The 25,342-nt window shown below is 72.1% G+C and carries 21 protein-coding genes; 10 read left to right on the top strand and 11 right to left on the bottom strand.

Annotated elements, in window-relative coordinates:
• Nucleotides 1-115: 115 nt before the first annotated feature.
• Nucleotides 116-1,195, top strand: coding sequence for an iron ABC transporter permease (locus AB0O01_RS21530; protein ID WP_365315520.1), 1,080 nt, complete (start codon nucleotides 116-118; stop codon nucleotides 1,193-1,195).
• 64 nt (nucleotides 1,196-1,259) lie between these two features.
• Here AB0O01_RS21530 and AB0O01_RS21525 read toward each other — a convergent pair whose 3' ends face one another.
• Nucleotides 1,260-2,300 carry an NAD(P)-dependent alcohol dehydrogenase gene (locus AB0O01_RS21525; protein ID WP_365315519.1) on the bottom strand — a complete coding sequence of 347 codons (1,041 nt, stop codon included), beginning with the start codon at nucleotides 2,298-2,300 and terminating at the stop codon, nucleotides 1,260-1,262.
• Nucleotides 2,301-2,473: 173 nt separating this feature from the next.
• Here AB0O01_RS21525 and AB0O01_RS21520 point away from each other — a divergent pair, with 173 nt between their 5' ends.
• Complete coding sequence (locus AB0O01_RS21520; protein ID WP_365315517.1) at nucleotides 2,474-3,397, top strand: helix-turn-helix transcriptional regulator; 924 nt, start codon at nucleotides 2,474-2,476, stop codon at nucleotides 3,395-3,397.
• A 69-nt stretch (nucleotides 3,398-3,466) separates the two neighbouring features.
• Here AB0O01_RS21520 and AB0O01_RS21515 read toward each other — a convergent pair whose 3' ends face one another.
• The 5 genes from AB0O01_RS21515 to AB0O01_RS21495 form a co-directional block, all read right to left on the bottom strand.
• Nucleotides 3,467-6,781: a S8 family serine peptidase gene (locus AB0O01_RS21515; protein WP_365315515.1), complete on the bottom strand. Its 3,315-nt coding sequence runs from the start codon at nucleotides 6,779-6,781 to the stop codon at nucleotides 3,467-3,469.
• Nucleotides 6,782-6,999: 218 nt separating this feature from the next.
• Nucleotides 7,000-7,683: an ABC transporter ATP-binding protein gene (locus AB0O01_RS21510; RefSeq protein WP_365315514.1), complete on the bottom strand. Its 684-nt coding sequence runs from the start codon at nucleotides 7,681-7,683 to the stop codon at nucleotides 7,000-7,002.
• 260 nt (nucleotides 7,684-7,943) lie between these two features.
• A complete protein-coding gene (locus AB0O01_RS21505) occupies nucleotides 7,944-9,398 on the bottom strand; it encodes an ABC transporter permease (RefSeq protein WP_365315512.1) in 1,455 nt (484 codons plus the stop codon).
• A gap of 207 nt (nucleotides 9,399-9,605) precedes the next feature.
• Complete coding sequence (locus AB0O01_RS21500) at nucleotides 9,606-10,880, bottom strand: Ig-like domain-containing protein (protein WP_365315510.1); 1,275 nt, start codon at nucleotides 10,878-10,880, stop codon at nucleotides 9,606-9,608.
• 243 nt (nucleotides 10,881-11,123) lie between these two features.
• Nucleotides 11,124-11,591, bottom strand: coding sequence for a hypothetical protein (locus AB0O01_RS21495; RefSeq protein ID WP_365315508.1), 468 nt, complete (start codon nucleotides 11,589-11,591; stop codon nucleotides 11,124-11,126).
• A 109-nt stretch (nucleotides 11,592-11,700) separates the two neighbouring features.
• Here AB0O01_RS21495 and AB0O01_RS21490 point away from each other — a divergent pair, with 109 nt between their 5' ends.
• Both AB0O01_RS21490 and AB0O01_RS21485 read left to right on the top strand, forming a co-directional pair.
• Nucleotides 11,701-12,027, top strand: coding sequence for a hypothetical protein (locus AB0O01_RS21490; RefSeq protein ID WP_365315506.1), 327 nt, complete (start codon nucleotides 11,701-11,703; stop codon nucleotides 12,025-12,027).
• 32 nt (nucleotides 12,028-12,059) lie between these two features.
• Nucleotides 12,060-12,857, top strand: a complete 798-nt coding sequence (locus AB0O01_RS21485; RefSeq protein ID WP_365315505.1) for a hypothetical protein — start codon at nucleotides 12,060-12,062, stop codon at nucleotides 12,855-12,857.
• Between the two features lie 63 nt (nucleotides 12,858-12,920).
• Here the strand turns inward: AB0O01_RS21485 and hutH are convergent, their stop codons facing one another.
• The 3 genes from hutH to AB0O01_RS21470 form a co-directional block, all read right to left on the bottom strand.
• Entirely contained in the window at nucleotides 12,921-14,459 is a 1,539-nt protein-coding gene (gene hutH, locus AB0O01_RS21480) for a histidine ammonia-lyase (protein ID WP_365315954.1), read from the bottom strand.
• 64 nt (nucleotides 14,460-14,523) lie between these two features.
• A complete protein-coding gene (locus AB0O01_RS21475) occupies nucleotides 14,524-15,696 on the bottom strand; it encodes a diguanylate cyclase (protein WP_365315504.1) in 1,173 nt (390 codons plus the stop codon).
• Between the two features lie 302 nt (nucleotides 15,697-15,998).
• On the bottom strand, nucleotides 15,999-16,802 hold the full coding sequence (locus tag AB0O01_RS21470; protein ID WP_365315502.1) for an enoyl-CoA hydratase-related protein: 804 nt from the start codon (nucleotides 16,800-16,802) through the stop codon (nucleotides 15,999-16,001).
• 187 nt (nucleotides 16,803-16,989) lie between these two features.
• On the opposite strand from AB0O01_RS21470, the gene AB0O01_RS21465 reads away from it, so the two are divergent.
• Nucleotides 16,990-17,604: a hypothetical protein gene (locus AB0O01_RS21465; RefSeq protein WP_365315501.1), complete on the top strand. Its 615-nt coding sequence runs from the start codon at nucleotides 16,990-16,992 to the stop codon at nucleotides 17,602-17,604.
• Between the two features lie 6 nt (nucleotides 17,605-17,610).
• Here the strand turns inward: AB0O01_RS21465 and AB0O01_RS21460 are convergent, their stop codons facing one another.
• Nucleotides 17,611-18,729 (bottom strand): adenylate/guanylate cyclase domain-containing protein, encoded by a 1,119-nt coding sequence (locus AB0O01_RS21460; protein WP_365315500.1) that lies wholly within the window; start codon nucleotides 18,727-18,729, stop codon nucleotides 17,611-17,613.
• 363 nt (nucleotides 18,730-19,092) lie between these two features.
• A complete protein-coding gene (locus AB0O01_RS21455; RefSeq protein ID WP_365315498.1) occupies nucleotides 19,093-19,965 on the bottom strand; it encodes a biotin--[acetyl-CoA-carboxylase] ligase in 873 nt (290 codons plus the stop codon).
• A 171-nt stretch (nucleotides 19,966-20,136) separates the two neighbouring features.
• On the opposite strand from AB0O01_RS21455, the gene AB0O01_RS21450 reads away from it, so the two are divergent.
• The 5 genes from AB0O01_RS21450 to AB0O01_RS21430 all read left to right on the top strand — a co-directional run bounded on the left by AB0O01_RS21450 (nucleotide 20,137) and on the right by AB0O01_RS21430 (nucleotide 25,164).
• Complete coding sequence (locus AB0O01_RS21450; protein WP_365315497.1) at nucleotides 20,137-21,720, top strand: acyl-CoA carboxylase subunit beta; 1,584 nt, start codon at nucleotides 20,137-20,139, stop codon at nucleotides 21,718-21,720.
• A 21-nt stretch (nucleotides 21,721-21,741) separates the two neighbouring features.
• On the top strand, nucleotides 21,742-21,948 hold the full coding sequence (locus AB0O01_RS21445) for an acyl-CoA carboxylase subunit epsilon (RefSeq protein WP_365315953.1): 207 nt from the start codon (nucleotides 21,742-21,744) through the stop codon (nucleotides 21,946-21,948).
• 101 nt (nucleotides 21,949-22,049) lie between these two features.
• On the top strand, nucleotides 22,050-22,178 hold the full coding sequence (locus AB0O01_RS21440) for a hypothetical protein (RefSeq protein WP_365315496.1): 129 nt from the start codon (nucleotides 22,050-22,052) through the stop codon (nucleotides 22,176-22,178).
• Between the two features lie 102 nt (nucleotides 22,179-22,280).
• Entirely contained in the window at nucleotides 22,281-22,910 is a 630-nt protein-coding gene (locus tag AB0O01_RS21435; protein WP_365315494.1) for a nucleoside triphosphate pyrophosphatase, read from the top strand.
• 481 nt (nucleotides 22,911-23,391) lie between these two features.
• Nucleotides 23,392-25,164, top strand: a complete 1,773-nt coding sequence (locus AB0O01_RS21430; RefSeq protein ID WP_365315492.1) for a biotin carboxylase N-terminal domain-containing protein — start codon at nucleotides 23,392-23,394, stop codon at nucleotides 25,162-25,164.
• Nucleotides 25,165-25,342: the final 178 nt, after the last annotated feature.

The following is a 25,342-nucleotide window of genomic DNA, read 5'->3' as shown; positions in this document are numbered from 1 at the left end:
GCGAGACCCGGCACCCACCGATCGCCACCCCCCACGAGACCCCGCACCCACCGACCGCAACCCACAGGACCCCTCACCCGCCGACCGGCACCGCCACACCCCAACGGCCGGCGGCATGCACGCGGCGAAACCGCTGCCGACCGGTGGCCACTGGGTGCTGCGCCTTTCCCGCCCCCGCCTCTCCCTCCTCCTGCACCGGCGTTCGGCGGGGACCGCGCTGGCGCTCGGTGTGCTGTTGCTGCTGGTGATGGGGGCGTCGGCGAGTCTGGGGCTGACGTTCGTGCCGCCCGGGGAGGTGTGGGCGACCCTGCGGGGCCACGACACCGGGCACGACCTGGTCGTCGGGCAGCTCCGGGTGCCCCGGATCGTGCTGGGGGCGCTGGTGGGGGCGGCCCTGGGGGCGGCGGGGGCGCTGATCCAGAGCGTCACCCGCAATCCGCTGGCCAGCCCCGATGTGATCGGCGTGGGGCACGGGGCCGCCGCCGCGACCGTGCTGGCGCTGGCGACGGGGCTGGTGGCGTCGCCGGGGGCGCTGCCGGTGGTGTCGGTGGCGGGCGGACTGGGCGCCGCCGCGCTGGTCTACGTCCTCGCCTGGCGGGGCGGGATGCAGCCGAGCCGGTTCGTGCTGACCGGGGTGGGGATCGGGGTGGCGCTGTCGGCGGTGGTGCAGCTCTATCTCACCGACAGCGAGCTGGAGGCCGCCGAGCAGCTCAAGCTGTGGCTCACCGGCAGTCTCAACGGGCGGGGCTGGGAGCAGGCCGGTCCCCTGGCGCTCGTCCTGGCCGCCGCCGTGCCCGCGCTGCTGTGGGCCGGGCGGGCGGTCCGGCCCCTGGGCCTGGATCCGGAGACCGCCGGGGCGCTGGGCGTCCGGGTGGACCGGGCCCGCCTCGGGCTGACGGTCCTCGGTGTCGTCCTCGCCGCGACGGCGACCGGGGCCGCCGGGCCCATCGGCTTCGTCGCCCTGACCGCCCCGCAGCTCGCCCGGCGGCTGACCCGGACCCCCCATCTGCCGCTGCTGTGCTCGGCGCTGACGGGGGCGGTGGTCCTGGTCGCCGCCGATCTCGCCGCGCGGACCCTGCTCCCGCCGCTGGAGCTCCCGGTCGGCGCGCTGACCTCCCTGGTCGGGGGGCCGTATCTGCTGTGGCTGCTGGGGCGGCGGGGCGGGCGGGGGACCCGGGGGACCCAGGGGAGCTGAACCCCCGGCCCGCCCCTGCGGGTCGTCCGCCCGCCCCGGCGGGTCGTCCGCCCGCCCCGGCCGGTCAGATCGTCGCCGTGTCGATCACGAACCGGTAGCGCACATCGCTCGCGAGGACCCGCTCGTACGCCTCGTTGATCTGGTCCGCGCGGATCACCTCGATCTCGGCGCCCAGGCCGTGGGCGGCGCAGAAGTCCAGCATCTCCTGGGTCTCCGGGATGCCGCCGATGCCGGACCCGGCGAGGGTCTTGCGGTTGTTGATCACCGAGAAGAGGTTGAGGGAGACCGGCTCCTCGGGGGCGCCGACGTTCACCAGGGCGCCATCGGTGCGCAGCAGCGCGAGATAGGCGTCGAAGGGCAGCGGCGCGGCCACCGTCGAGATGATCAGGTCGAAGGTGCCGCGCAGTTCCCGGAAGGTCGTCGGGTCGCTGGTGGCGTAGTAGTGGTCGGCGCCCAGCTTGAGGCCGTCGTCGCGCTTGCGCAGGGACTGCGAGAGGACGGTGACCTCGGCGCCGAGCGCGTGGGCGAGCTTGACGGCCATGTGGCCGAGGCCGCCCAGGCCGACGACCGCGACCTTCTTGCCGGGCCCGGCGTTCCAGTGGCGCAGCGGGGAGTAAGTGGTGATGCCCGCGCAGAGCAGCGGGGCGGCCTCGTCCAGGCCGATGCCCTCGGGGATGCGCAGGACGTAGTTCTCGTCGACGACGATGGTCTCGGCGTAGCCGCCGTAGGTGGGCTCGCCGTCCTTGCCGACGCTGTTGTAGGTCAACACATTGCCACCGGTGCAGTACTGCTCCAGCCCGGCCTGGCAGTTCTCGCAGACGCGGCAGGAGTCGACCATGCAGCCGACGCCGACCCGGTCGCCGACCGCGTGCCGGGTGACACCGGGGCCGACCTCGGTGACGATGCCCGCGATCTCATGGCCGGGGACCATCGGGAAGATGGCCTCGCCCCAGCCCTCACGGGCCTGATGGATGTCGGAGTGGCAGATTCCGGCGAACTTGATGTCGATCAGTACATCGTGCTCGCCGACCGCCCGGCGCTCGATGGTGGTGCGCTCCAGGGGAGCCTTCGCTGCGGGGGCGGCGTATGCGGCAACGGTGGTCATGCCGGGGTTCTCCTCCGGAAGAGACGGGTGCGATCCGGCCGGACCGCGCCGGACGCCTCTCCAGGGTCTCCCTCCCGACCGCATCCACCCAGGTCACGGCTTTGCGTACGTCCACTGTGCCTACTACCGGCGGGGACAGGCTGCTGGGCCTACGACCGGGAATACTGGGGCGCATGGATGCCATCGACCCCGCGGCCGGACCGGTCCCCGGGCGGCCCGCCTCCGGTGCGGCCCTGGACCGCCGGGCCGAGCTGAGCGAGTTTCTGCGCACCCGGCGCGCCCGGCTGAAGCCGGGTGATGTGGGGCTGCCGGACTTCGGGCGGCACCGCCGGGTGCCCGGACTGCGGCGCGAGGAGCTGGCCCAGCTCGCGGGCGTCTCGGTGGCCTACTACACCCGGCTGGAACAGGGCAACGGACGCAATGTGTCGGCCGAGGTGCTGGACGCCATCGCCCGCGCGCTGCGGCTCAGCGACGCCGAGCACGCGCATCTGACGCATCTGGCCAAGCCCAAGCAGCACAAGAAGAAGCCCGCCGGGCGCGGGACCCAGCAGGTCCGCCCGGCGCTGCGGCAGCTCCTCGACGTCCTCGACGGCGTCCCCGCGTACATCATCGGCCGCCGCGCGGACATCCTGGCGTGGAACTGGATGGCGGCGGCGGTGTTCGGCGACTGGGGCGCGCTGCCGGAGCGGGAGCGCAACTGGGCCCGGCTGGTGTTTCTGCGCCCGGACTACCAGGACCTCTTCGTCGACTGGGAGCAGAAGGCGATCGACATCGTCTGCCAGTTGCGGATGGACGCGGGCTGCTATCCGGACGATCAGAAGCTGTCGGCGCTGGTGGGCGAGTTGTCGGTGAAGAGCGAGAGCTTCCGGCGGCTGTGGGCCACCCATGACGTCAAGGAGAAGACCCATGGCGTCAAGCATCTGCACCATCCGCTGGTGGGCCAACTGGATCTGCACTTCGAGTCGTTCCGCCCGGCCGCCGACCCCGAACAGGCCCTGATCACCTATCACGCCGCCCCGGACAGCACGTCCGCCGAGTCCCTCCGCCTGCTGGCGAGCTGGGGCACGGACGCCATCCGGGCGGCCACCGCCGTCTGAGACACGACCGGCCCGCAGTCGCGGAAAGACGACTGCGGGCCGGGGTGCGTACGAACGGCGGTCTACCGCCTACTTCCCGTAGTACGCGTTGTAGATCGAGATCGTCGACTTGTTGTTCTTCTTGTCGCTGATCTTGGCGTGGAAGGAGATCGCCTTGCCCTTGGCGGGGCTCTTGACGGAGATCTTCCCGTCCCGGACGGTGACCTTCTTCCACGTCTGCCCGTAGTCGTACGACACGTACACGGCCAGCGACTTCAGGTTGCTGCCCTTGGCCGCGCCCTCGACCACCACCGGCACGGACAGCGTGCCGCCCGCGGTGACCCTGCTGTCCGCCCCGGTCGGCGCGTGGAAGCGGGCCGTGGAGACGGGCAGGGCGGTCGACCCGGAGGTCTTCTTGGAGCGGAAGGTCCAGCTCGCGTCGATCCGGGTGGAGGCGGCGGCCACCTTGGTGGTCCGCTTCACCGAGGTCGTCAGCTTGTACTCGGCGTCACCCGAGGGGACCTTGAAGGGGTCGGAGCCGGTCAGCGGGTCGGTGCTGGTGCGGACCTTGGTGCCGTTGCGGTACAGGGTCGTCGCCGACGAGGTCAGCAGGGACGACCCGGGGTTGCGCTTGGAGTCGGCGAACAGCGGGATGATCCCGGTGATCTCGTTGCCCTCCCGGTACACCCCGAAGCCCTTGGTCAGGGTCGGTCCGAAGACGGCCCGGTTCACGGTCTTGGAGTAGCTCTTGCCGCCCTTGAAGGTCTCCGCGTAGGAGACGCTGTAGGCCGCCTCGGTGGTGGGCCAGCCGTCCGGATCCGGGGCACCGAGCTGCTCGAAGTCGATGTCCCACTTCACCCCGCTCACCGTGGACAGATACAGCGTCCGGGTGGCGGGCAGCTTCTGCTCGACGAAGATCCCGGAGGCACCGGAGACGCCGGGCAGCCAGCCGATGGCCGAGACGCTGCCGGTCTTGCCGGAGGTCGGGGCGCCCGCGTTCACCTTGACGGTGGCGAGGTCGGCGGCCTTGTAGTGCTTGGTGAACCCGGTGGAGAGCTGCTTGACGGCGGAGCCGGTGGTGGTGGACCACTGCTTGTCCGTGCCCTTGGTCCAGTGCCCGTCCCACTGCTGGGTCAGCGACCCGTCGGTGACCTGCGGACCGAGGTGCGCGCTGCGGAATCCGGCGTACGACTCGAGCCACCAGCCGAAGCCGTAGGTGGCATTGGGCGTCTCGACGCTGTAGCCGGGGGCGGCGAACGTCGAGGTGGCGCCCGCGTCCGGGACGCTGATGCTGACCGGCTTGGCCTTGCGGGCGTCGACGGTGACCGTGGTGTTCTTGCTGATGGTCAGCTTGGGCTGGGCCAGCCAGTCGGCGCCCTTGGAGAAGTCCTCGGGGTCGACGAACACACCGGAGTCCAGGATGTAGCCGCCCTTGGGGACCCGGACCGTGGCGGTGCCGTCGGCGTCGTAGACGCCCAGCCACTTGCCCGTGCCGAGGCCGCTGATGCCGACGACGCTGGTGCTGTAGTTCTTGGCCGCGTTCCCGGACCGGTCGAGGTGCTTGACCGTCAGGTCGTACGACTCCACCTCGCGCTGCACGGCCGCGGCGGTGCGTACGCTCTGCCCGCCGCCGGTGGCGGTGACGAACGCCGAGTAGGCGCCGTCGACGGTGCCGCCGAGCCTGGTGTCGGCGGTGAACGGCACGGAGGCGGTACCGCCGTTCTTGGGGACCGTCACCTGGGTGGCGCCGAGGGTGAAGAACCCGGCGGGGGCGGCCTGGCCCTTGGGGTTGAGGCCGGTCGCGCTCAGGGTGAGCGTGACGTCCTGGGTGCCCAGGTTGCGGTAGGTGATCTGCTGGGTCACCGGGGTGTCGTCGGTGTGCGGCCACTGCTGGGTGCCGAAGCTGACCGAGACCGGTTCGGCGATCACCGTCTGCTCGATCGCCTTGTCCACCTGGATCCGGCCCGAGCCCTGCTGGAAGGCGGTGTAGTTGCCGCCCTTCGTGGAGCCGGTCAGGGCGCCCTTGAGCTGGGCGGAGGTCCAGTCGGGGTGCTGCTGCTTGAGGATCGCGGCGGCACCGGCGACATGCGGGGTGGCCATCGACGTACCGTCGATCGTCAGATACCCGGCCGGGTTCTCGCCGACCTCGCGGGCGATCAGGCTGTCCTTGGCCGCGGCGGCGGTGATGGCGACACCGGGCGCGGTGACGTCCGGCTTGATGGCTCCGTCGCCGACCCGGGGGCCGGTGGAGGAGAAGCCGGCCAGCTTGTCCTGGTCGTCGACGGCGCCGACGGTCAGGGCGGCGTCCGCGCTGCCGGGCGAACCGACGCTCTCCGGGCCGTCGTTGCCCGCCGCGATGGCGAACAGGATGCCCTTCTCGGCGGACAGCTTGTTGACCGCCGCCTCCAGCGGGTCGATCTCGGGGGTGTCCCCGCCGCCGAGGCTGAGGTTGACGACCCCGGCGCCCTGCTCGGCGGCCCACTCCATCCCGGCGAGGATGCCGGAGTCGTCGCCGAAGCCGTTGTCGTCGAGGACCTTGCCATTGAGGATCTGCGCGCCGGGCGCGACCCCCTTGAACTTGCCGCCGGACTTGGCGCCGGTACCGGCCGCGATGGACGCGACATGGGTGCCGTGGCCGTACTTGTCACCGGCGTCGGCGGCGCTGGTGAAGTTCTTCGACGCGACGACCTGGCTCTTCAGGTCGTCGTGGTGGGTGTCCACGCCGGTGTCCAGGACGGCGATCTTGACGCCCTTGCCGTCGTAGTTCTTGGCCCATGCCTTGGGGGCGCCGATCTGGGGCACGGACTTGTCGAGGGCGACCTCGCGGACGCCGTCGAGCCAGACATGGGCGATACCGGAGGCGGTGGAGTCGCCGTTGGTGACGGCCGCCCACAGGTCGGCCGGTCCGGCGTCCTTCGGGGCCTGCACGGCGTCCGCGTTCAGGGCCTTCAGGCTCCGCCGCAGGGTGCCCGCGTCGCGGACGTCCGACTTGGTCGCGGCGGCGGCGCCCCGGTAGCCGACGATGACCTTGAGGCCGTTCTTCTGGGCCTTGCGGGTCGCGGCCCGGTTCAGCTCGGTGACATCGAACAGCCGCTGGTCGAGCTTGCCGGTGGCGACCAGTCCGGCCGCGTCGGCGGGGATCACCAGCGTGTGCCCGTCCGCCTGGCGGACCTGCACGGGTATGCGCTCGCGGCCCTTGGCGGGCTCCAGGCCGACGACCCGGCCCTTGGCATCGAGGCTCACCCGGTCGCCGGTGATCAGCGTGACCCGCTGTTTCCCGGTGGACGAGGGAACGCCGGCGCCGACCGCGTCCGCTGCGGGCTTCGCGGCAGCGGGGCTGGTCAGGCCCGCCGCGAGGACCACGGCCGCGGCGGCGGCGACGGTCGCCGCGCCCGCTCTCTTCACTTGTGTGCGCAAAACTCCCCCTGGAGACGAGGTACCGGGCTTCCATGGGTGTTCACCCGGCCGGGGGCGGTCTCGTACATGTGCGCGTACACCCCCCGGACGTCGCAGTATGCCGGGGGGTGATCACGCACCTCAATAGGGGTCTCTGTCACGACTTCGCTATAAGTCGCCTGTGGGGCACACGTGTTGCGACTGTGTGAAGACTGTTCGTTCGCCGGTCAGACGTTCGGGTTCTCCTTGACGGAGATCTTCCCCTTGCGGATGGTGGCGAGCCGGGGGGCCTTGCGGGCGATGGCGGAGTCGTGGGTGACCATGATGAAGGTCAGCCCGTGCTCCTTCCACATGGTCTCCAGTACGTCCATGATCTCGTCGCGCATCGACTCGTCGAGGTTGCCGGTGGGTTCGTCGGCGAGCAGCACCTTGGGGCGCTTGACCAGGGCGCGGGCGATGGCGACGCGCTGCTGCTGGCCGCCGGACATCTCGCCGGGCAGATGCCCGAGGCGCTCACCGAGACCGACCGACGACAGTGCCTCGGCGGCGCGTTCGGCGCGGTCCTTGGCCTTGATGCCGAGCGGGACGAGCGCGGTCTCCACGTTCTCCTGGGCGTTGAGGGTGGGGATGAGGTTGAAGCTCTGGAAGACGAACCCGATGCTCTCGCTGCGGACCTTGGTGAGGCGGGCCTCCGGGAGGCGGGCGAGGTCGGTGCCGTCGAGGACGACCTCGCCCGTGGACGGGCGGTCCAGGCCGCCGAGCATCTGGAGCAGGGTGGACTTGCCGCCGCCGGTGGGGCCCTGGATGACCAGGCGGTCGCCGTCGGCGATGGTGAGGTCGATACCGGCGAGGGCGTGGATGGGGTGCTTGCCCCGCTTGTAGGTCTTGGTGACGGCGCGTAGTTCGTACATGGTGGGTGACTCCTGGGGTGGTGAGGGTTTTATTACCGGGTGCGGGTGGGTGGGGGCTTGGCGCGCAGTTCCCCGCGCCCCTAGAAGCAGGGCGTTCCGGGCGGCCGGGTGAGAATGCGGGGCGGATGCTCCAGCCGTGCGCGGTTCCCCGCGCCCCTGAAAGCAGGGGGTTGCCCCGCGCCCCTGAAAACAGGGCGATGGGGGAGGGTGGGCGCGGCGGCAATCGGATCGCGCCGGGGCGCGCCGCGCCCTGGGCCCCGCTACTCCACGCGCCGCAACGCGTCCGCCGGGCGGAGCCTGGACGCGCGCCAGCCGCCGAACGCGCCCGCGATCAGCCCGCCCGCCACCGCGAGCCCCACCGCCAGCGCGATGGTCGTCACCGACACCGGCGCCGTCAGGGCGACTTCGAGGGTGCGGGACGCACCCGGGCCGCCGGCCGCCGCCATCATCCGGCCGCCACCCCCGCCCGGCCCCGTGGCCTCCCCGCCGCCCAGTTCCGCCTGGAGCGTCGGCGACACCGCCGTCACCACATACGCCCCGGCCAGCCCGACCGCGATCCCCAGCGCCCCGCCGACGAGCCCGTTGACCATGGCCTCACCGACCACCTGCCGGGTCACCCGCCCCGACTTCCAGCCGAGCGCCTTCAGCGTGCCGAACTCCCGCACCCGCCGCGACACCGCCGACGAGGTCAGCAGCCCGGCCACCAGGAACGCGGCGAGCAGCACCGCCACCGACAGCCACGTGCCGACGCTGGTCGCCAGGTCCGCCGCCGTGGACAGCGACCCGGAGACCGTGTCCGCGAGATCGGCGGAGGTCGTCACCGTCGTCCCCGAGATGTTCTTCTGGATCTCCGACTTGACGGTCTCGATCTGCTGCGAGTCGCTCGCCTGGACATAGATCGTGGTGATCTTGTCCGCGGAGTCGCTGAGCGTCTGCGCCTGCTTCAGCGGGACGTAGACATCGGCGGCGGAGTCGCCGCTGTCGGCGGTGGCGATGCCGACGACCTCGTACTTCACGTCCTTGATGGTGACGTCCGAGCCGACCTTGAGGTCGTTCTCCTGGGCGTAGGCGGAGTCCGCGACGGCCACCTTGGCGTCGGTCTCGCCGGACTCGAAGGTACGGCCGCTGGTGATCTTCGAGGTGGTCAGCGGGCCCAGCTCCTGCTGGGCGACATCCGTGCCGTAGACGGAGTAGCTGTTGACGTCGAAGCTGGCGCCGCCGCCCTCGACCCGGCCCTCGCCGCCCGTGCCGCCGCCCCCGCCGGGAGCGGTGGGCATCCCGCCCTCGCCCGGCTGGAACTGACCCTGGGTGAACTCCCCGTTCACCTTCATGACCTGGAGGCTCAGCCCGCCGACCGCGTCGGAGACGCCGTTCTGCTCGCCGACCTCGCCGACGGTGGAGGCGGCCAGGGTCTGGAAGCCCTGGACGAGGACCCGGTCGCTGCTCTGCTCCCCGGATCCCTCCTCACCGGCGTCGAACTGGAAGCGGGGGCGTTCGCCCTCCTCGCCGGTGGGCTGTTCGGCGGCCTTGGTGACCGTCATGTCGGTGCCGAGCCCGTAGAGGGATTCGAGCACCTTGTCCTGGGCCTTGCCCATGCCGGACGACACGGAGTTGACCACGATGACCAGCGCTATTCCCAGCGCCAGTCCGGAGGCGACGACAAGGGCCGCCTTCCTGCGGCGGCGCAGCTCGCGCCTCAGATAGGTGAAGAACATGCGCCGAAAAGTAGGGAGGCACCGTGATGGCGGAATAAGGCCCGGATAAGAGGAACATGAGAAGCCCGTACAGCCCGCGCAAAGGCCCCACCCACGGGATCCACGCACAGGCCCCACGCACAGAGTGCCGCTCCCTGCACAGGGAGCGGCACTCTCAGCAAGCGGAAGAACCGGAAGACCCGGAAGACCCGGAACGCGGCGGCGGCGTCAGACCGCCGATCCCGCCTTCCACTGCGTCCAGTCCATGTTCCAGCCGTTCAGGCCGTTGTCCGGGGCGATGGTCTTGTCGCCGGTGTTCTGGACGACCACCACATCGCCGATGATCGAGTTGTCGAAGAACCAGGCGCCGGGCGTACCGGAGTCGTTCGCGCCCTTGGTGTCCGACAGACCGACACAGCCGTGACTGGTGTTGACGCTGCCGAAGATGGACTTCGCGCCCCAGTAGTTGCCGTGGATGAAGGTGCCGGAGGTCGACAGCCGCATGGCGTGCGGGACGTCCTTGATGTCGTACTCGCCCTTGCCGTCGTCGTCGGTGAAGCCGACCGTCGCGCCGTTCATCCGGGTCTCCTTGAACTTCTCGGAGATCACCATCTGACCCTCGTAGGTCTTGGTCTCGGGGGCGCCCGCGGAGATCGGGATGGTCTTGACGGTCTTGCCGTCCTGCGTGATCTTCATCTGCTTGGTCTTGGCGTCGACGACCGAGACCTGGTTGCGGCCGATGGTGAAGGAGACCGTCTTCTGCTGGACGCCGAAGACCCCGTCGGCACCCTCGACCCCGTCGAGCGCCAGCTTCAGCGTGACGGTGGAGTCCTCCTGCCAGTAGTCGTCGGGGCGGCAGTCCATGCGGTTGGCGTTGAACCAGTGGCAGACGACCTCCTGGCCGCTGCTGCTGGTGACCGTGACCCCCTGCTGGACCTCGGCCTTGTTGGTGATCGCCTTGTCGAAGGTGATCGAGACCGGCATGCCCACCCCGACCGTGGACCCGTCCTCCGGGGTGAAGGTGCCGATGAAGCTGTTGTCCGGGGAGACCGTGGTGAACGAGGCGTTCTCGTGGGCCGCGCGGCCCTCGCCGTCCTGGGCGGTGACCTGGACCTTGTAGGAGGTGGAGCGCTCCAGTTGGCCGGTGGGCTTCCAGCTCTTCTTGTCGGCGGATATCTCGCCCGCGACCGCCGTCCCCTCGGTGGTCGTCATGGTCACCTCGGTCAGGGTGCCCTTACTGACCGTGACCGCGGCGGAATTGTTGATGGAGGCGTTGGCCGAGCCGTCCTCGGGTGTGATCTTGATCTGGGCCTCGGAGGTCTTCTGCGCCGCCGCCTCGTCGACCTTGGCCTGTGAGCTGCTGTCGCCGCCTCCCTCACCGGAGGAGGCGCTGTCGCCCCCGTCACCGGAACACGCAGAGAGCACCAGCACACCGCCGAGCAGAGCGGACGCGACCGTCAGGCCCCTGCGCCGCTTGCTGTTCGTCATCACACGCTTCTCCATCACTGCCGATTCCCCGGTACCACGCAGTACCCCGAGAGTCCCCGTCCAGACCTTCAACGCTACGACCGGTTCATCCCGTTCCCCATGCCTGGGCTGTGTGGGGCGCACCACGTCCGGGCGAACCGGGTGGCGCACATCGGTCCGTGCGCCCGGTGAGACGGGAAAACCCCGGACGGCGGTTCCCGTCCGGGGCCCTGAAACCCACAGAGTTTTACCGGGACTTTGCCCCGGTGCGGCGCACTCCTAGCGGGTCGCCGCCCGGAGGGGGGTCACCCCGCTGCCGCCGTTCCCGTGCGCGCCGTCGGTGTCGGCGTCGGCGTCGGCGTCGTACGACTCGTATTCCTCGTCGTCCGCCGTGTACTCCGCGTCGCCGTCGTAGCCGTCGTAGCCGTCGTCGCCGTCCGCGTCCTCCTCGGCCTCCCAGTCCGGGGCGTCCGGGTCGTAGGCGATCCGCTCGCTGCTCCAGGACGCCTGGTGCAGCTCGACCCCGGGGACCTCGCCGACCAGGTCGAACGGGTCGACGAGATACGCCAGCGCCTCCGCTGTGTCCTCGCTCACAGCGGCCTCGGCGTGCGACCGCTCCGCCGCCGGCAGCTCCGCGTCGCCCGCGACCCTGGCCAGGGCGGCACCGGTCACCGCGGCCTGGTCCTCGACCTCCAGCACGAGGTCCACCCGAAGCCGTACAAAACGTGATGTCTCTGGTGTGCTCATGGTCGGAGCGTACGGCCAGCCGCTCCCGTGACTTTCCCGTGACCCGCGCCTTTCACTAACATCGCCCCACACGGCCAATTCGCCAGCGTCACAAGGGGATCGATATTCCGTGTCATCCGCCCGCCGTCCGTTGCTGACCGCCGCCGCCGCGGGGGCCCTGCTGGGGGCCCTGTGGTTCGTCCCCTCCGCCAATGCGACGGACGACGCCCCCGCGCCCGCGACCACCCCCACCACCCAGGCCAGGATCGCCACGATCACCACCGACGACCCCTCCGCCGCGGACCCCGCCGGCCTCGGCGGGGGCGCGGAACTGGCCAGTACCGGCAGTTTCGACAGCACCCCGTATGTCGTCGGCGGCACCCTCTTCCTGACGGTGGGCGCCGGGTTCGTGGTGTATTCGGTACGGCGGGATCGTCTGTACTCCCCTCAGATTTGACGATTGTTTGACCCGTTCTTCATAGTCCGCTCATGAAGAGATCATCGAGGGCGCGATGGAGCGCCACGGTCGCCGTGAGCGCGTTGTCGTTGGCCCTCATCACGGGGTGCGGGGAATCGGGGGACGGCGCGTCGACGGACGCGGAGGGGTCGCAGGACTCGGGCGCGGCGGCGAAGGCGCTGAGCACGGCGGAGCTGGAGAAGCTGCTGCTGACCACGGCGGACCTGGAGGGCCACACGGTCGAGTCCGCCGCGGAGAACGAACTCGTCCCCAAGTCGGAGGTCGAGGTCGACAAGGCGGCGTGCGAGCCGCTGGCGTGGGTCACCTCCGCCGTCCCGCCCGGCGACACGGACGCGGGCGCGGCCAATGTCGTGATCGAGGAGGCCGAGCAGCCGGAGCCCACCTCCACCGAGCTGACCGAGGAGTCCCTCGGCGAGGCCGAGGACGCGCTGACGGCCGCCTTCGACGTCGACATGACCATCGTGGGCCTGTCGTCCTACGACGGTGACGGCGCCGAGCAGGCCATGAAGGCCGTCTCCGACGCGGTCGCGGAGTGCGGGGACGGCTTCGTCACCACGGCCGCCGGTGAGGAAACGAAGGTCACCAAGGTCACCGCCGCCGAGGGCTCCGGCCGGGGTGACGAGTCGGTGGTCTTCAACGAGGACATCGACGTGGAGGGCGAGTCCGTCACGGTCCAGGCGGAGGTCGTGCGCAAGGGCGGCACCGTCGCCACGTTCTTCACCGTGAACATCGCGGCCCTCAGCGGTCAGGGCGGCGCGACCGAGGTCCCGGCGGCGGTCGCCGAGGCCCAGCTCGCCAAGCTGAAGTAACGATTCTGTACCGTCCGTGCGCGGCGCAGGGCCCTCTGTGACGGGAGGGCCCTTTCCGTTCGGTCAGTGCAGCGGGCCGGTGACCTTCTGGGCCGCGGCGACCAGGCCGCCGTCCCGGACGAAGGCGTCGGCGGCGGCGAGATCGGGGGCCAGGAAGCGGTCCGGACCGGCGCCCCGGACCCCCGCCGCGCGCACGGCGTCGATGATCGCGCGGGTGGCCGGGGCCGGGGTGAGGCCCGTGCGCAGTTCGACGGCGCGGGTGGCGGCGTACAGCTCGACCGCGAGCACCCGGGTGAGGTTGCCGACGGCGGTGCGCAGTTTGCGGGCGGCCGACCAGCCCATGGAGACATGGTCCTCCTGCATCGCGGAGGACGGGATGGAGTCGGCGGAGGCGGGCACCGCCAGCCGCTTCAGCTCGCTGACCAGGGCGGCCTGGGTGTACTGGGCGATCATCAGCCCGGAGTCCACCCCGGGGTCGTCGGCGAGGAACGGCGGCAGCCCGTGGCTGCGGTTCTTGTCGAGCAGCCGGTCGGTGCGGCGCTCGGCGATGGAGGCGAGATCGGCGACGGCGATGGCGAGGAAGTCCAGGACATAGCCGACCGGGGCCCCGTGGAAGTTCCCGTTGGACTCCACCCGCCCGTCGGCGAGTACGACCGGATTGTCGACGGCGGCGGCGAGTTCGCGGTCGGCGACCAGCCGGGCGTGGGCGAGGGTGTCGCGGCCCGCTCCGGCGACCTGGGGGGCGCAGCGCACCGAGTAGGCGTCCTGGACCCGGGGGGCGTCCTCCTGGTGATGGCCCGTCAGCCCCGAACCCTTCAGGACGGCCAGCATGTTGGCGGCGCTGGCGCCCTGGCCGGGGTGGGGGCGGATGGTGTGCAGTTCGGGCGCGAGGACCTTGTCCGTGCCGAGCAGCGCCTCCAGGGAGAGGGCGGCGGTGATGTCGGCGGAGGTGTAGAGGGTGTCGAGGTCGGCGAGGGCCATCAGCAGCATGCCGAGCATGCCGTCGGTGCCGTTGAGCAGGGCGAGGCCCTCCTTCTCGCGCAGTTCGACGGGGGCGATGCCGTGCGCGGCGAGCAGCTCGGCGGCCGGGCGGACGGCACCGTCCGGTCCCTCCGCCTCGCCCTCCCCCATCAGGGTCAGGGCGCAGTGGGACAGCGGGGCAAGATCGCCGGAGCAGCCGAGGGAGCCGTACTCGTGGACGACCGGGGTGATCCGGGCGTTGAGGAGATCGGCCATGGTCCGCGCGACCTCGGGACGGACGCCGGTACGCCCCGAGCAGACGGTCTTGAGCCGCAGGAACATCAGCGCCCGGACGACCTCCCGCTCCACCCGCGGGCCCATCCCGGCGGCGTGCGAGCGGACGATGTTGCGCTGGAGGCGGGCGCGCAGGTCGGGGCCGATGTGCCGGGTGGCGAGCGCGCCGAAGCCGGTGGAGACGCCGTAGACCGGGTCGGGCTTGGCGGCGAGCGCGTCCACGATGGAGCGGGCCGCGGCGAGGGCGGCGACCGCCTCGTCGGAGAGCGCCACCCGGGCGCCGCCGCGCGCCACGGCGAGTACGTCGGACGCGGTCGTACCCGACGTCCCCACCACCACAGTGTGCATATCCATATTCAGGAGCGTACGCAGTGAATGCGGCGATGTCATCAGTGGGGACCGGGTTCACCCCTTACCGGTCATCACCGCCGTCCCGTTCACGGCCCCGGAAGCGACGGCGTTCGGCGCCGGGCCGGGCGGCCGGGGCGGGCTCGTCGGCGAGGCGGACGACGGGGTCGTCGGGGCCCTCGCGCCCGGCGACGACCGGCTGCGCGGCGCGTTCCGCCTTGGCCCGGTACTGGGCGGCGTCCGCGAGCCGGAACAGCCGGCGGGCGGAGCGGACCGGGCCGATCGCGTCCTGCGTCGACGCCACCCCGCAGGCGACCCCCTCGCCCAGGTCGAGTCCGGCGGCCCGGCGGCACAGCTCCCGCGCGACCCCCACCACGTCGTCGGCCGGGGGGCCGACCGCCAGCAGACAGAACTCGTCCCCGCCGAGCCGGGCGGCGAGGGCCCCGGGGAGCATCGCGCCGCACAGCGACAGCACCGACCCGAACCGCTCCAGCAGCCGGTCGCCCACCGCGTGCCCCTGGGTGTCATTGACCCGCTTGAGCCCATTGAGGTCGCAGACGACGAGGCTGACGACGGTGGCGTCCCGGCGGTGGCGCTCGACGGCCTCGTCGAGCGCCAGGTCGACACAGCGGCGGTTGGCGAGACCGGTGAGCGCGTCGGTGAACGCCAGCCTGCGGGCCTCCTCCAGCCGCTCGGTCTGCGCGATCCCGGCGGCCACGACGGAGGCGAGCACGGTGGCGAACTCGGCGTCCGCCCGGTCGAACACCGGCGCGCCGACCGGGCGGGCCACATACAGCTCGCCCCAGGCCCGGCCGTGCAGGACGAGAGGGGCCACGACACAGGAGCCGCGGCCCCGGCGGCGCAGGGCGGCGACGCGCTGGTGGAGGTAGCCGGGGCGGCCGGTGGCGGGGCCGTCGGCGGTCTCCACCCAGGCGTGCGGGGCGCCTCCGCCGGCCCAGCGTTCGTGCAGGAACTCGGTGATCTCCGGGAACTGGTGCACGGGGTACGCCTCGTGCTCCGGGAACTCCTCCTCGTCCGGCGCGAGGTCGTCCCCGACGTTGACCAGGACACGGAGCCGGCCGAGTTCGCGCTCCCACATGGACAGGGCGGCGAAGCTGCCGCGCAGGGTGTGGCGGGCGCGGGTGGCGGCGGCGCGGTACGCGTCGTTCGGGGTGCCGGCGGCGGCCATGGCCTGCGCCAGGGCGACGACGCCGGCCAGCCGGATGTCCTCTGCCATTTATTCAGGTTAGGGATGATTTATGGGAGCGCGAGGTGGGGGTCCTTACTGTGCGGGGCCGGGTGCGGGTGAGTGGGGGTGAGTGGTGTGCGTCGCCGGGTGCGGGTGGGTGGGGGCTGGTCGCGCAGTTCCCCGCGCCCCTAGAAGCAGGGCGCTGTCCTGGCGCCTGCTTTTCCGCCCAGCCGCGGGCAGTCGTGCCGCTGGGGCGATGGGGGTCCCCCGCGCGAGCGGAGCCGAGCGTGGGGGAGGGTGGGCGCGGCGGCACCCGCCAACGCGGTGAGTGACACCCCCCTCCGCAGCCCCTACTCCCCCGGCCACACCGGTCGGCGTTTCTCCGCGAACGCGGCCACCCCCTCCGCCCGGTCCCCCGACACCGCCACCGTGTGCCACGCCGCGTCCTCCACCTCCAGCCCGGACCGGAGGTCCAGCCCGTGCCCCACCCGCAGCGCCCGCTTCGCCGCCCGCAGCCCCACGGGCGAGTTCGCGGCGATCCGGGACGCCAGCGCCAGCGCCTCCTCCCGGTCCCGCCCCTCCTCCACCAGCACATCCACCAGCCCCAGCGCCCGCGCCTCCACCGCCTCCACCCGCCGCGCCGTGAAGATCAGCTCCGCCGCCCGCGCCGCCCCCACCCGCCGGGGCAGCAACTGCGTACCGCCGCCCCCCGGAATCACCCCCACCGACACCTCCGGCAGCCCCACCACCGCCGTCCCGTCGGCCACGATCACATCGCAGGACAACGCCAGTTCGAAACCGCCGCCCAGCGCGAACCCGTGCACCGCCGCCACCGCCGGCATCGGCAGCTCCAGTACCGCGTTGTACGCCCCGCGCGACACCGGCCGCCGCCGCACCAGCTCGGCGTCGCTGAGCCCGTTGCGCTCCTTGAGGTCCGCCCCGACGCAGAACGCCCGTTCGTGCGTCGAGGTCAGCACCACCGCCCGTACGTCCCGGTCCGCCCCCAGCGCCGCGCAGGCCGCCGCGAGGGACAGCGCCAGGTCGTGGGACATCGCGTTCATCGCCCGGGGCCGGTCGAGCACCAGTTCCGCCACATGCCCGTCGTCGTGCCGCCGCACCGCCACGAACTCCCCGAACCGCTCCTCGCCGCCCATGACACCCTCCGTTAACGCCGGTTAACTCCAACGCCCCGATCATCGCAGCCGGACCCGGCCGGGGAAAGACCCGTCCGCCCCGCCCGGCAACGCCCGGCACCCCGTTCGGGTGACATCCCGCCGGACCCGCGCCCCGTCACCCGGACGAGCCCATAGCGTGCGCACCGCCACACCGGGGAGGGGACCCATGACGGATACGACAGCCATGCCCGACGAGCGGGCGGACACACCCACGGGGACGCGCGCCGCCCCGCGCTTCCGGTCCCTGTCGCCGGGCGGACGGCACCGGCGCCCCCGCCCGCGCGGCCTCCTCGTCGCCGTCGCCGGGCTGGCCCTCGCGATCGGCGCGCTGAGCCTCGTACCCACCGGGGACGGGGACGACGGGAGCGGGGGTGGGGGGCTGCGGGTGGCTCAGGCGGGGCCGCCCGGGAGCGCGAGGGCGGCCCGGCCAGAGACCCGCCCGGAGACCCGGCAAGAACCCCGGGAGGCCGGTACCGGCCCGTCGGTCTCCGGTTCCTCGGCACCGTCCCCGCAGCCCACGCCCACCTCCGGCACGGTCACCACGGGCCCCGCGCGAGAACCGTCCGCCACGCCCCGGAAGACCGGCACCCCTGCCACACCCGAGGCGCCCACACCACCCACCCCCCACCAGCCGTCCCGTCCGGCCCCACCCCCCACCAGCGCCCCGCCCGCGCCGCAGCAGCCCCCGACAGAAGAGAAACCGGACGACGACCAGAACACCGACCCCGGCCTCTGCGTCCCGCTGCTGAACCTCTGCCTGGGCGGCCTGCTCGGCGGCTGAGGACCCTTAGACCCCGCTGTCCCGGCGCGTCAGCAGCCACGGTTCCACCACGCCGAGGCCGCGCACCGGGCGCTGCCACATCGGCTGGAGGGCGAAGCGGTACGAGGGCGGCTCCTCGCCCTCCTTCTCCGCGGCGGCGGCCCGTTCGGCGGCCTCGGACTCGGAGGCGGGGGCCTCGCCCGCGCGGATGAGTTCCTCGGCGAACGCGGAGTCGACCAGGACGGCGTCCCGGGGCGCTATCGAGGTCAGCCGGGAGGCCAGGTTGACGGTGGTGCCGAAGACATCGCCCATCCGGGTGGTCACCGTGCCGAAGGCGATGCCGACGCGCAGTTCCGGCATGGTCTCGTCGCCGGACATGGTCTCGATCAGGCGCAGGGCGATCTCGGCGGCCACCCCGGAGTCGTCGGCCGCGTAGAGGACCTCGTCGCCGAGGGTCTTGATGAGCCGGCCGCCGTGCGCGGCCACCAGGTCGGCGGCGGTGGTCTCGAACGCCTCCACCAGCTCGCCGAGTTCCTCCTCCTCCAGGCGGCGGGTGAGGCGGGTGAAGCCGACCAGGTCGGCGAAGCCGACCGCGAGCCGCCGGTCGACCATCTCCTGGTCGTCGGCGGCCTGCACCACCCGTCCGGTGGCCGCGGCGAGCTGGCGCCGCCAGACGTAGACGAGGAACTCCTCCAGCTCGGGCAGGAGCAGTTCCATCAGGGGGTAGGTGACCTCGGTGCGGGTCATGCCGGGCTCGGGGGGCTCGGTCAGGCCCTCCAGGAAGGAATCGATCTGCCATTCGGCCAGCCGGGCGCTGGTCTGGCCGGTGGAGCGCGCCACCTGCACCGCCATCGCCTCGCTGAGCAGCCCCGCCTCCACCAGACCGGCGAGCCGCCGCAGGGCGAGGACATCGGCCTCGGTGAGCGCCCTGGCCTGCCCGATGTCGGCGAAGCCCATGGCCCGCCAGAAGCGCGAGGCCAGTTCCATGGAGACCCCGGCGCTGCGGGCCGCCTGGAAGGGGGTGTAGCGCCGCTCGGCGCCCAGGATGAGCTGCTCCAGCCGGAGCGCCAGCGGATCGCCCCCGGGGTCGGTGCCGTCGGGCGCTGGGTTACGACCCATGCCGGAGCCCGTGTCGTCGACGGTCACGCCTGCTGCCCTTCCGATCTGCCGCGGTCAGGATCGACCGGCCACAACTTTACGGTAGCTGTGGGCCAGGTCACTCCGTTGGGAGAGGTGACGCCATCGTGCCGCCTCCGGCGCCGCGGCGGGCACCGGTGTCACCCCTTCTGTCCGGACCGGCACGGAAAAGTGCCCGTTCACACCATGTTTCGGCCACTCGGCGCCCCCGGAGTGAATCCACAGCGGCGCATCCACTCGACGAATCCAGTGCGCCTGCGCCGAATCCACTGCGGCGAACCCGGAGCGACCGACCCACGGCGGCCTCTCACCATCCATTCCTCTCACAGATTCACAGGTTCACCGGGTTCACAGGTTCACAGGCCATTCATCTCACAAGGGCCGCAGATGGACGACATCCCCCGCCCCCACCGGCTCCTGCACGCCCTCCCCGGTGGCGATCACCAGCCGTCCGTCGCCGTCGATCGCGACCGCCTCCCCGGTGATCGACCGGTCGCCGGGGAGTTCGGCGCGGACGGTCCGGCCGAGGGTGGCGCACCCGGCCGCGTAGGTCTCCTGGAGGCCGCTGGCCAGCGGGTCGCCGTCGGCCGCCAGCCAGCGCCGGTACCAGTCCTCCAGCGACCGCAGGACCGCTCTGACCAGCGGGTCCCGGTCGGTGGTGACGGCTCCGGCCAGCGCCAGGGAGGCGGCGGTGGGCACCGGCAGCTCGTCCTCGCGCAGGGTGACGTTGATCCCGGCGCCGATGACGACCGCGCCGTCCCCGGCGCGCTCCAGGAGGATGCCGCCCGCCTTGCGCTCCACGCCGCCGACGGTGACCAGGAGGTCGTTGGGCCACTTGAGTGCCGTGTCGACGCCGGCCGTGCGGGACAGGGCGGTCGCCACGGCCACCCCGGTCAGCAGCGGCAGCCAGCCCCAGCGGGCGACCGGGACACCGGCGGGCTCCAGCAGCACCGACAGGAACAGGCCCGAGCGGGGCGGCGCGGTCCACCGCCGGTCCAGCCGCCCGCGGGCCGCGGTCTGCTCCTCGGCGATCAGTACGGTGCCGTCCGCGGCCTCCCCGCGCCGGGCTCGGTCGACCAGGTCGGAGTTGGTGGACCCGGTGCGCTGCACCACGTCCACCGCGCGCCAGAGCCCGTCCTCGCGCAGCAGGGCCCGGCGCAGGGCGGTGGCGTTCAGGGGCGGCCGGTCCAGATCGGACCAGCGCCCGGCGGGGCCGTCCGGCCCGGCGTTGTCTCGCGGCGTCATACCGGCCACCCTAGGACGGGCGCGGCGCATAGCGGCGGGCGGCCGGTACCCGCTGTGATCCGCAAGGCACGCCGGGTGTGGGAAACGCCGCACTGCCGAACGCAGGGGCCAGCACTACTCTACGGATGAGTAACAGTCCCCCCTTTTGAGCAGGCAGGGAGCCGCATCCCGATGTCCGAGCCGGAAGTGATCGACACGCACACCACCACGGGGAAGCTCGCGGATCTCCAGCGCCGCGTCCAGGAGGCGACGCACGCCGGTTCGGAACGCGCGGTCGAGAAGCAGCACGCCAAGGGAAAACTGACGGCCCGTGAGCGGATCGGGCTGCTGCTGGACGAGGGGTCCTTCGTCGAACTGGACGAGTTCGCCCGGCACCGCTCGACCAATTTCGGCCTGGAGCACAACCGCCCCTACGGGGACGGTGTGGTGACCGGCTACGGCACGGTCGACGGGCGTCCGGTGGCCGTGTTCTCCCAGGACTTCACGGTCTTCGGCGGGGCGCTCGGCGAGGTCTACGGCCAGAAGATCGTCAAGGTGATGGACTTCGCGCTGAAGACCGGCTGCCCGGTGATCGGCATCAACGACTCCGGGGGCGCCCGTATCCAGGAGGGCGTGGCCTCGCTCGGCGCGTACGGCGAGATCTTCCGCCGCAACACCCATGCCTCCGGGGTGATCCCGCAGATCAGCCTGGTCGTCGGCCCCTGCGCGGGCGGCGCGGTGTACTCCCCGGCGATCACCGACTTCACGGTGATGGTCGATCAGACCTCGCACATGTTCATCACCGGCCCGGACGTCATCAAGACGGTGACCGGCGAGGACGTCGGCTTCGAGGAGCTGGGCGGCGCCCGCACCCACAACTCGGTCTCCGGGGTCGCCCACCACATGGCGGGCGACGAGAAGGACGCCATCGAGTACGTCAAGCAGTTGCTGTCGTATCTGCCGTCCAACAACCTCTCCGAGCCGCCCGCGTTCCCGGAGGAGGCGGATCTCGCCCGCACGGACGAGGACGCCGAGCTGGACACCGTCGTCCCGGACAGCGCCAATCAGCCGTACGACATGCACACGGTGATCGAGCACGTCCTGGACGACGCCGAGTTCTTCGAGACGCAGTCGCTGTTCGCGCCGAACATCCTCACCGGCTTCGGCCGGGTCGAGGGGCGTCCGGTGGGGATCGTCGCCAACCAGCCGATGCAGTTCGCGGGCTGTCTGGACATCGCGGCCAGCGAGAAGGCGGCCCGCTTCGTCCGCACCTGCGACGCCTTCAACGTCCCCGTCCTGACCTTCGTCGACGTCCCCGGCTTCCTGCCCGGCGTCGACCAGGAGCACGACGGCATCATCCGCCGCGGCGCCAAGCTGATCTACGCCTACGCCGAGGCGACCGTCCCGCTGATCACCGTCATCACCCGCAAGGCGTTCGGCGGCGCCTACGACGTCATGGGCTCCAAGCACCTCGGCGCCGATCTGAACCTCGCCTGGCCCACCGCCCAGATCGCGGTGATGGGCGCCCAGGGCGCGGTCAACATCCTGCACCGCCGCACCATCGCCGAGTCCGGGGACCCGGAGGAGGCCCGCGCCCGGCTGATGCGGGAGTACGAGGACACCCTCCTCAACCCGTACATCGCCGCCGAGCGCGGTTACATCGACGCGGTGATCATGCCGTCCGACACCCGCGGCCATGTCGTGCGCGGTCTGCGTCAGCTCCGTACGAAACGGGAATCCCTGCCTCCGAAGAAGCACGGCAACATCCCCCTCTAGGAGCCCCAGGAGCCTCGCATGATGTCGATCAAGGTCATAAGGGGCAACCCGACCCCCGAGGAACTCGCGGCGGCCCTGGCGGTGGTCCGCGCCCGAGCGGCGGCCACCGACCCGCCCCCGGACACCCCGGCCCCCCGCGACTCCTGGTCCGACCCGTCCCGCATCGCCAGGGGCCGGGTCCCCCACCCCGGCCCGACGGCATGGCCCCGCACCTACTGGCCGAGCTGACTGCCACCCCGGGAGGGGCGTTCCCGCGCAGCGAACGGGGGGCACCAACTTGAGTACGCGTACTCAGGCCCCCCACCCCACCCAACCCCCACGCTGGTGGCATGCTCTGGTCCGACCCCGAGAACAAACCCCCCAAGGAGCTCCGCGAGACCCAGGAGATGCTCCGGCGCCTCAGCGTCCTCATGGCGCTGGCCATGGTCCTGGCCATGCTGGTGATCGGCCTCGCCTGAAGCCGGGACCGCCCAGGACCACCCGGGACCCTCCCGAGGCGCCCGGGACCGCCCATGACCGCCCGGGACCGCGCGGAACGCCCCGGCACGTACTGTGACCGCATGACCGATCACACGGCCGCCGCCCCCCGCAGGCTGATCCTCGCCTCCCAGTCCCCCGCCCGGCTCCAACTGCTCCGGCAGGCCGGCTTCGCGCCGCAGGTGATCGTCAGCGGGGTCGACGAGGACGCCGTCACCGCCCCCACCCCCGCCGAACTGGCCCTCGCCCTCGCCGAGGCCAAGGCGTCCGTGGTGGCCGCCCGCCCGGAGGCGAAGGACGCGCTGGTGATCGGCTGCGACTCGGTGCTCGACCTGGACGGGCAGGCGCTCGGCAAGCCCGCCGACGCCGAGGAGGCCACGGCCCGCTGGCAGGCCATGCGGGGCCGCGCCGGGACCCTCCAGACCGGCCACTGCGTCTACGACACCGCCACCGGCCGCCACGCCTCCGGCACCGCCTCCACGGTGGTCCGCTTCGGTGCGCCCACGGACGCCGAGATCGCCGCGTACGTGGCCTCCGGGGAGCCGCTGCACGTGGCCGGGGCGTTCACCCTGGACGGCCGGTCGGCGCCGTTCATCGAGGGCATCGACGGCGACCACGGCAATGTGATCGGCCTCAGCCTGCCCCTGGTCCGCCGCCTGCTGGCGCAACTGGGCGTCGGGATCACGGAGTTGTGGGCGCCGCCGGAGAGCTGACCCGGCCGCGCGGCGCCCGGGGCCCCCGGAGGCGGCTCCGCCGGTCTTCGAGGACCACGCCCTACGCTGCGGGTCCGGCCCGGTCGGCGACAGGTCCTGACGGTCGGCCACCACGGGCATCCACGGGCATCCACGGGACGGCACCAGGGCTACTGACCGGTAGACCTCGGGCGAGGGTGCCGTGGGCGTTCGGCGCGCGTTCGGCGGACGTTCTGCGGACCGCAAAGAATCATTGGGCCATTAGTAGGGACTCCACAAAGAAACCCAGTGGCCCGCAGCACGTGATGACAGAGACCTTGACCACAGAGGAGGGCTAGGGTTTTACGGAGGGTCCCTGCGTACCACGGTGCGACAAGGGCTTTCGCGGGTGGAGCGAGCCTCGTATCACGCTCCGTGTGGGCAAGCTCACCATTGGGGACGGGTCGAAGTGCCGTGTCGGCTGTCCCTAAACTCGGCTTGTTTCAAGGAGGGAGCCTCAATCGTGCGCAAGGTGCTCATCGCCAACCGTGGCGAAATCGCTGTCCGTGTGGCCCGAGCCTGCCGGGACGCGGGGATCGCGAGCGTGGCCGTCTACGCGGATCCGGACCGGGACGCGCTCCATGTCCGCGCCGCCGATGAGGCATTCGCCCTGGGTGGTGACACCCCCGCCACCAGCTATCTCGACATCGAGAAGGTGCTGGGCGCCGCCCGCGAATCCGGCGCCGACGCCATCCACCCGGGCTACGGCTTCCTCTCGGAGAACGCCGAGTTCGCCCAGGCCGTGCTGGACGCCGGACTGACCTGGATCGGCCCGCCCCCGCACGCGATCCGCGACCTCGGCGACAAGGTCGCCGCCCGCCACATCGCCCAGCGGGCCGGCGCCCCCCTGGTCGCCGGTACGCCGGACCCGGTGTCCGGCGCGGACGAGGTCGTCGCCTTCGCCGAGGAGCACGGGCTGCCGATCGCCATCAAGGCCGCCTTCGGCGGCGGCGGACGCGGACTGAAGGTCGCCCGGACGCTGGAGGAGGTCCCGGAGCTGTACGACTCGGCGGTGCGCGAGGCGGTCGCGGCGTTCGGGCGGGGCGAGTGCTTCGTCGAGCGCTATCTCGACCGGCCCCGGCATGTCGAGACCCAGTGCCTGGCGGACACCCACGGCAATGTCGTGGTCGTCTCCACCCGGGACTGCTCGCTCCAGCGGCGCCACCAGAAGCTGGTGGAGGAGGCCCCGGCCCCGTTCCTGTCGGACGCCCAGGTCGAGCAGTTGTACGCGGCGTCGAAGGCGATCCTGAAGGAGGCCGGGTACGTCGGCGCCGGGACGGTGGAGTTCCTGGTCGGCAACGACGGCACGATCTCCTTCCTGGAGGTCAACACCCGCCTCCAGGTCGAGCACCCGGTCACCGAGGAGGTCGCGGGCATCGACCTGGTGCGCGAGATGTTCCGGATCGCCGACGGCGAGGCCCTCGGCTACGGCGACCCGGAGCTGCGCGGCCACTCCTTCGAGTTCCGGATCAACGGCGAGGACCCCGGCCGGGGCTTCCTGCCCGCGCCCGGCACGGTCACCCGGTTCGACGCGCCCACCGGCCCCGGCGTCCGCCTGGACGCGGGCGTCGAGTCGGGGTCGGTGATCGGCCCGGCCTGGGACTCCCTGCTGGCCAAGCTGATCGTCACCGGCGCCACCCGGGAGCAGGCCCTCCAGCGGGCCGCCCGCGCGCTGGCCGAGTTCCAGGTCGAGGGCATGGCCACGGCCATCCCGTTCCACCGCAAGGTGGTCACCGACCCGGCGTTCGCGCCTGAGCTGACCGGCTCGGCCGAGCCGTTCACGGTCCACACCCGCTGGATCGAGACCGGTTTCGTCAACGACATCCCGCCTTTCACCGCCGCGGCCGACACCGACACCGACGAGGACACCAGCCGCGAGACGGTGGTCGTCGAGGTCGGCGGCAAGCGCCTGGAGGTCTCCCTGCCGGCGTCCCTGGGCATGTCCCTGGCCCGGACGGGGCTGGCGGCGGGCGCCAAGCCGAAGCGGCGGGCGGCGCGCAAGTCCGGCCCCGCCGTCTCCGGCGACACCCTCGCCTCCCCGATGCAGGGCACCATCGTCAAGGTGGCCGTCGAGGAGGGCCAGGAGGTCAAGGAGGGCGACCTGGTCGTCGTCCTGGAGGCGATGAAGATGGAGCAGCCGCTGAACGCCCACAAGTCGGGCACCATCAAGGGCCTGTCGGCGGAGGTCGGCAACTCGCTGACGTCGGGCGCGACGATCTGCGAGATCAAGGACTGATCCGCCCGGGACCAGCGGGACCAGCGAGAGCGACGCGATAGCGAGCGGAAGGGGTCGGCCGAATGGCCGACCCCATCCGCAAACCCCCGCGACCAGGGGCGCCAGAAAGGAAGAGCGGCGGGGAGGGGAAGAGGGGGTGGGGGGGGGGGTTGATGTGGGGGGGGGGCGGGTGGTTGAA

It is taken from the genome of Streptomyces sp. NPDC093252, assembly GCF_040683675.1.
GTDB lineage: Bacteria > Actinomycetota > Actinomycetes > Streptomycetales > Streptomycetaceae > Streptomyces.
The sequence above is the reverse complement of the archived record's forward strand: the minus strand, read 5'-3'. Positions and strand labels throughout refer to the sequence as shown.

Bases quoted from the DNA above. Each gene is read 5' to 3' on its own strand.
- AB0O01_RS21435 (WP_365315494.1), top strand. From the start codon at position 22,281: ATGACCGATCACACGGCCGCCGCCCCCCGCAGGCTGATCCTCGCCTCC.
- AB0O01_RS21510 (WP_365315514.1), bottom strand. From the start codon at position 7,683: ATGTACGAACTACGCGCCGTCACCAAGACCTACAAGCGGGGCAAGCAC.
- AB0O01_RS21500 (WP_365315510.1), bottom strand. From the start codon at position 10,880: ATGGAGAAGCGTGTGATGACGAACAGCAAGCGGCGCAGGGGCCTGACG.
- AB0O01_RS21470 (WP_365315502.1), bottom strand. From the start codon at position 16,802: ATGGGCGGCGAGGAGCGGTTCGGGGAGTTCGTGGCGGTGCGGCGGCAC.
- AB0O01_RS21440 (WP_365315496.1), top strand. From the start codon at position 22,050: ATGCTCTGGTCCGACCCCGAGAACAAACCCCCCAAGGAGCTCCGCGAG.
- AB0O01_RS21520 (WP_365315517.1), top strand. From the start codon at position 2,474: ATGGATGCCATCGACCCCGCGGCCGGACCGGTCCCCGGGCGGCCCGCC.
- AB0O01_RS21455 (WP_365315498.1), bottom strand. From the start codon at position 19,965: ATGACGCCGCGAGACAACGCCGGGCCGGACGGCCCCGCCGGGCGCTGG.
- AB0O01_RS21495 (WP_365315508.1), bottom strand. From the start codon at position 11,591: ATGAGCACACCAGAGACATCACGTTTTGTACGGCTTCGGGTGGACCTC.
- AB0O01_RS21525 (WP_365315519.1), bottom strand. From the start codon at position 2,300: ATGACCACCGTTGCCGCATACGCCGCCCCCGCAGCGAAGGCTCCCCTG.
- AB0O01_RS21475 (WP_365315504.1), bottom strand. From the start codon at position 15,696: ATGGCAGAGGACATCCGGCTGGCCGGCGTCGTCGCCCTGGCGCAGGCC.
- AB0O01_RS21485 (WP_365315505.1), top strand. From the start codon at position 12,060: ATGAAGAGATCATCGAGGGCGCGATGGAGCGCCACGGTCGCCGTGAGC.
- AB0O01_RS21465 (WP_365315501.1), top strand. From the start codon at position 16,990: ATGACGGATACGACAGCCATGCCCGACGAGCGGGCGGACACACCCACG.
- hutH (WP_365315954.1), bottom strand. From the start codon at position 14,459: ATGCACACTGTGGTGGTGGGGACGTCGGGTACGACCGCGTCCGACGTA.
- AB0O01_RS21445 (WP_365315953.1), top strand. From the start codon at position 21,742: ATGTCGATCAAGGTCATAAGGGGCAACCCGACCCCCGAGGAACTCGCG.
- AB0O01_RS21450 (WP_365315497.1), top strand. From the start codon at position 20,137: ATGTCCGAGCCGGAAGTGATCGACACGCACACCACCACGGGGAAGCTC.
- AB0O01_RS21505 (WP_365315512.1), bottom strand. From the start codon at position 9,398: ATGTTCTTCACCTATCTGAGGCGCGAGCTGCGCCGCCGCAGGAAGGCG.
- AB0O01_RS21530 (WP_365315520.1), top strand. From the start codon at position 116: ATGCACGCGGCGAAACCGCTGCCGACCGGTGGCCACTGGGTGCTGCGC.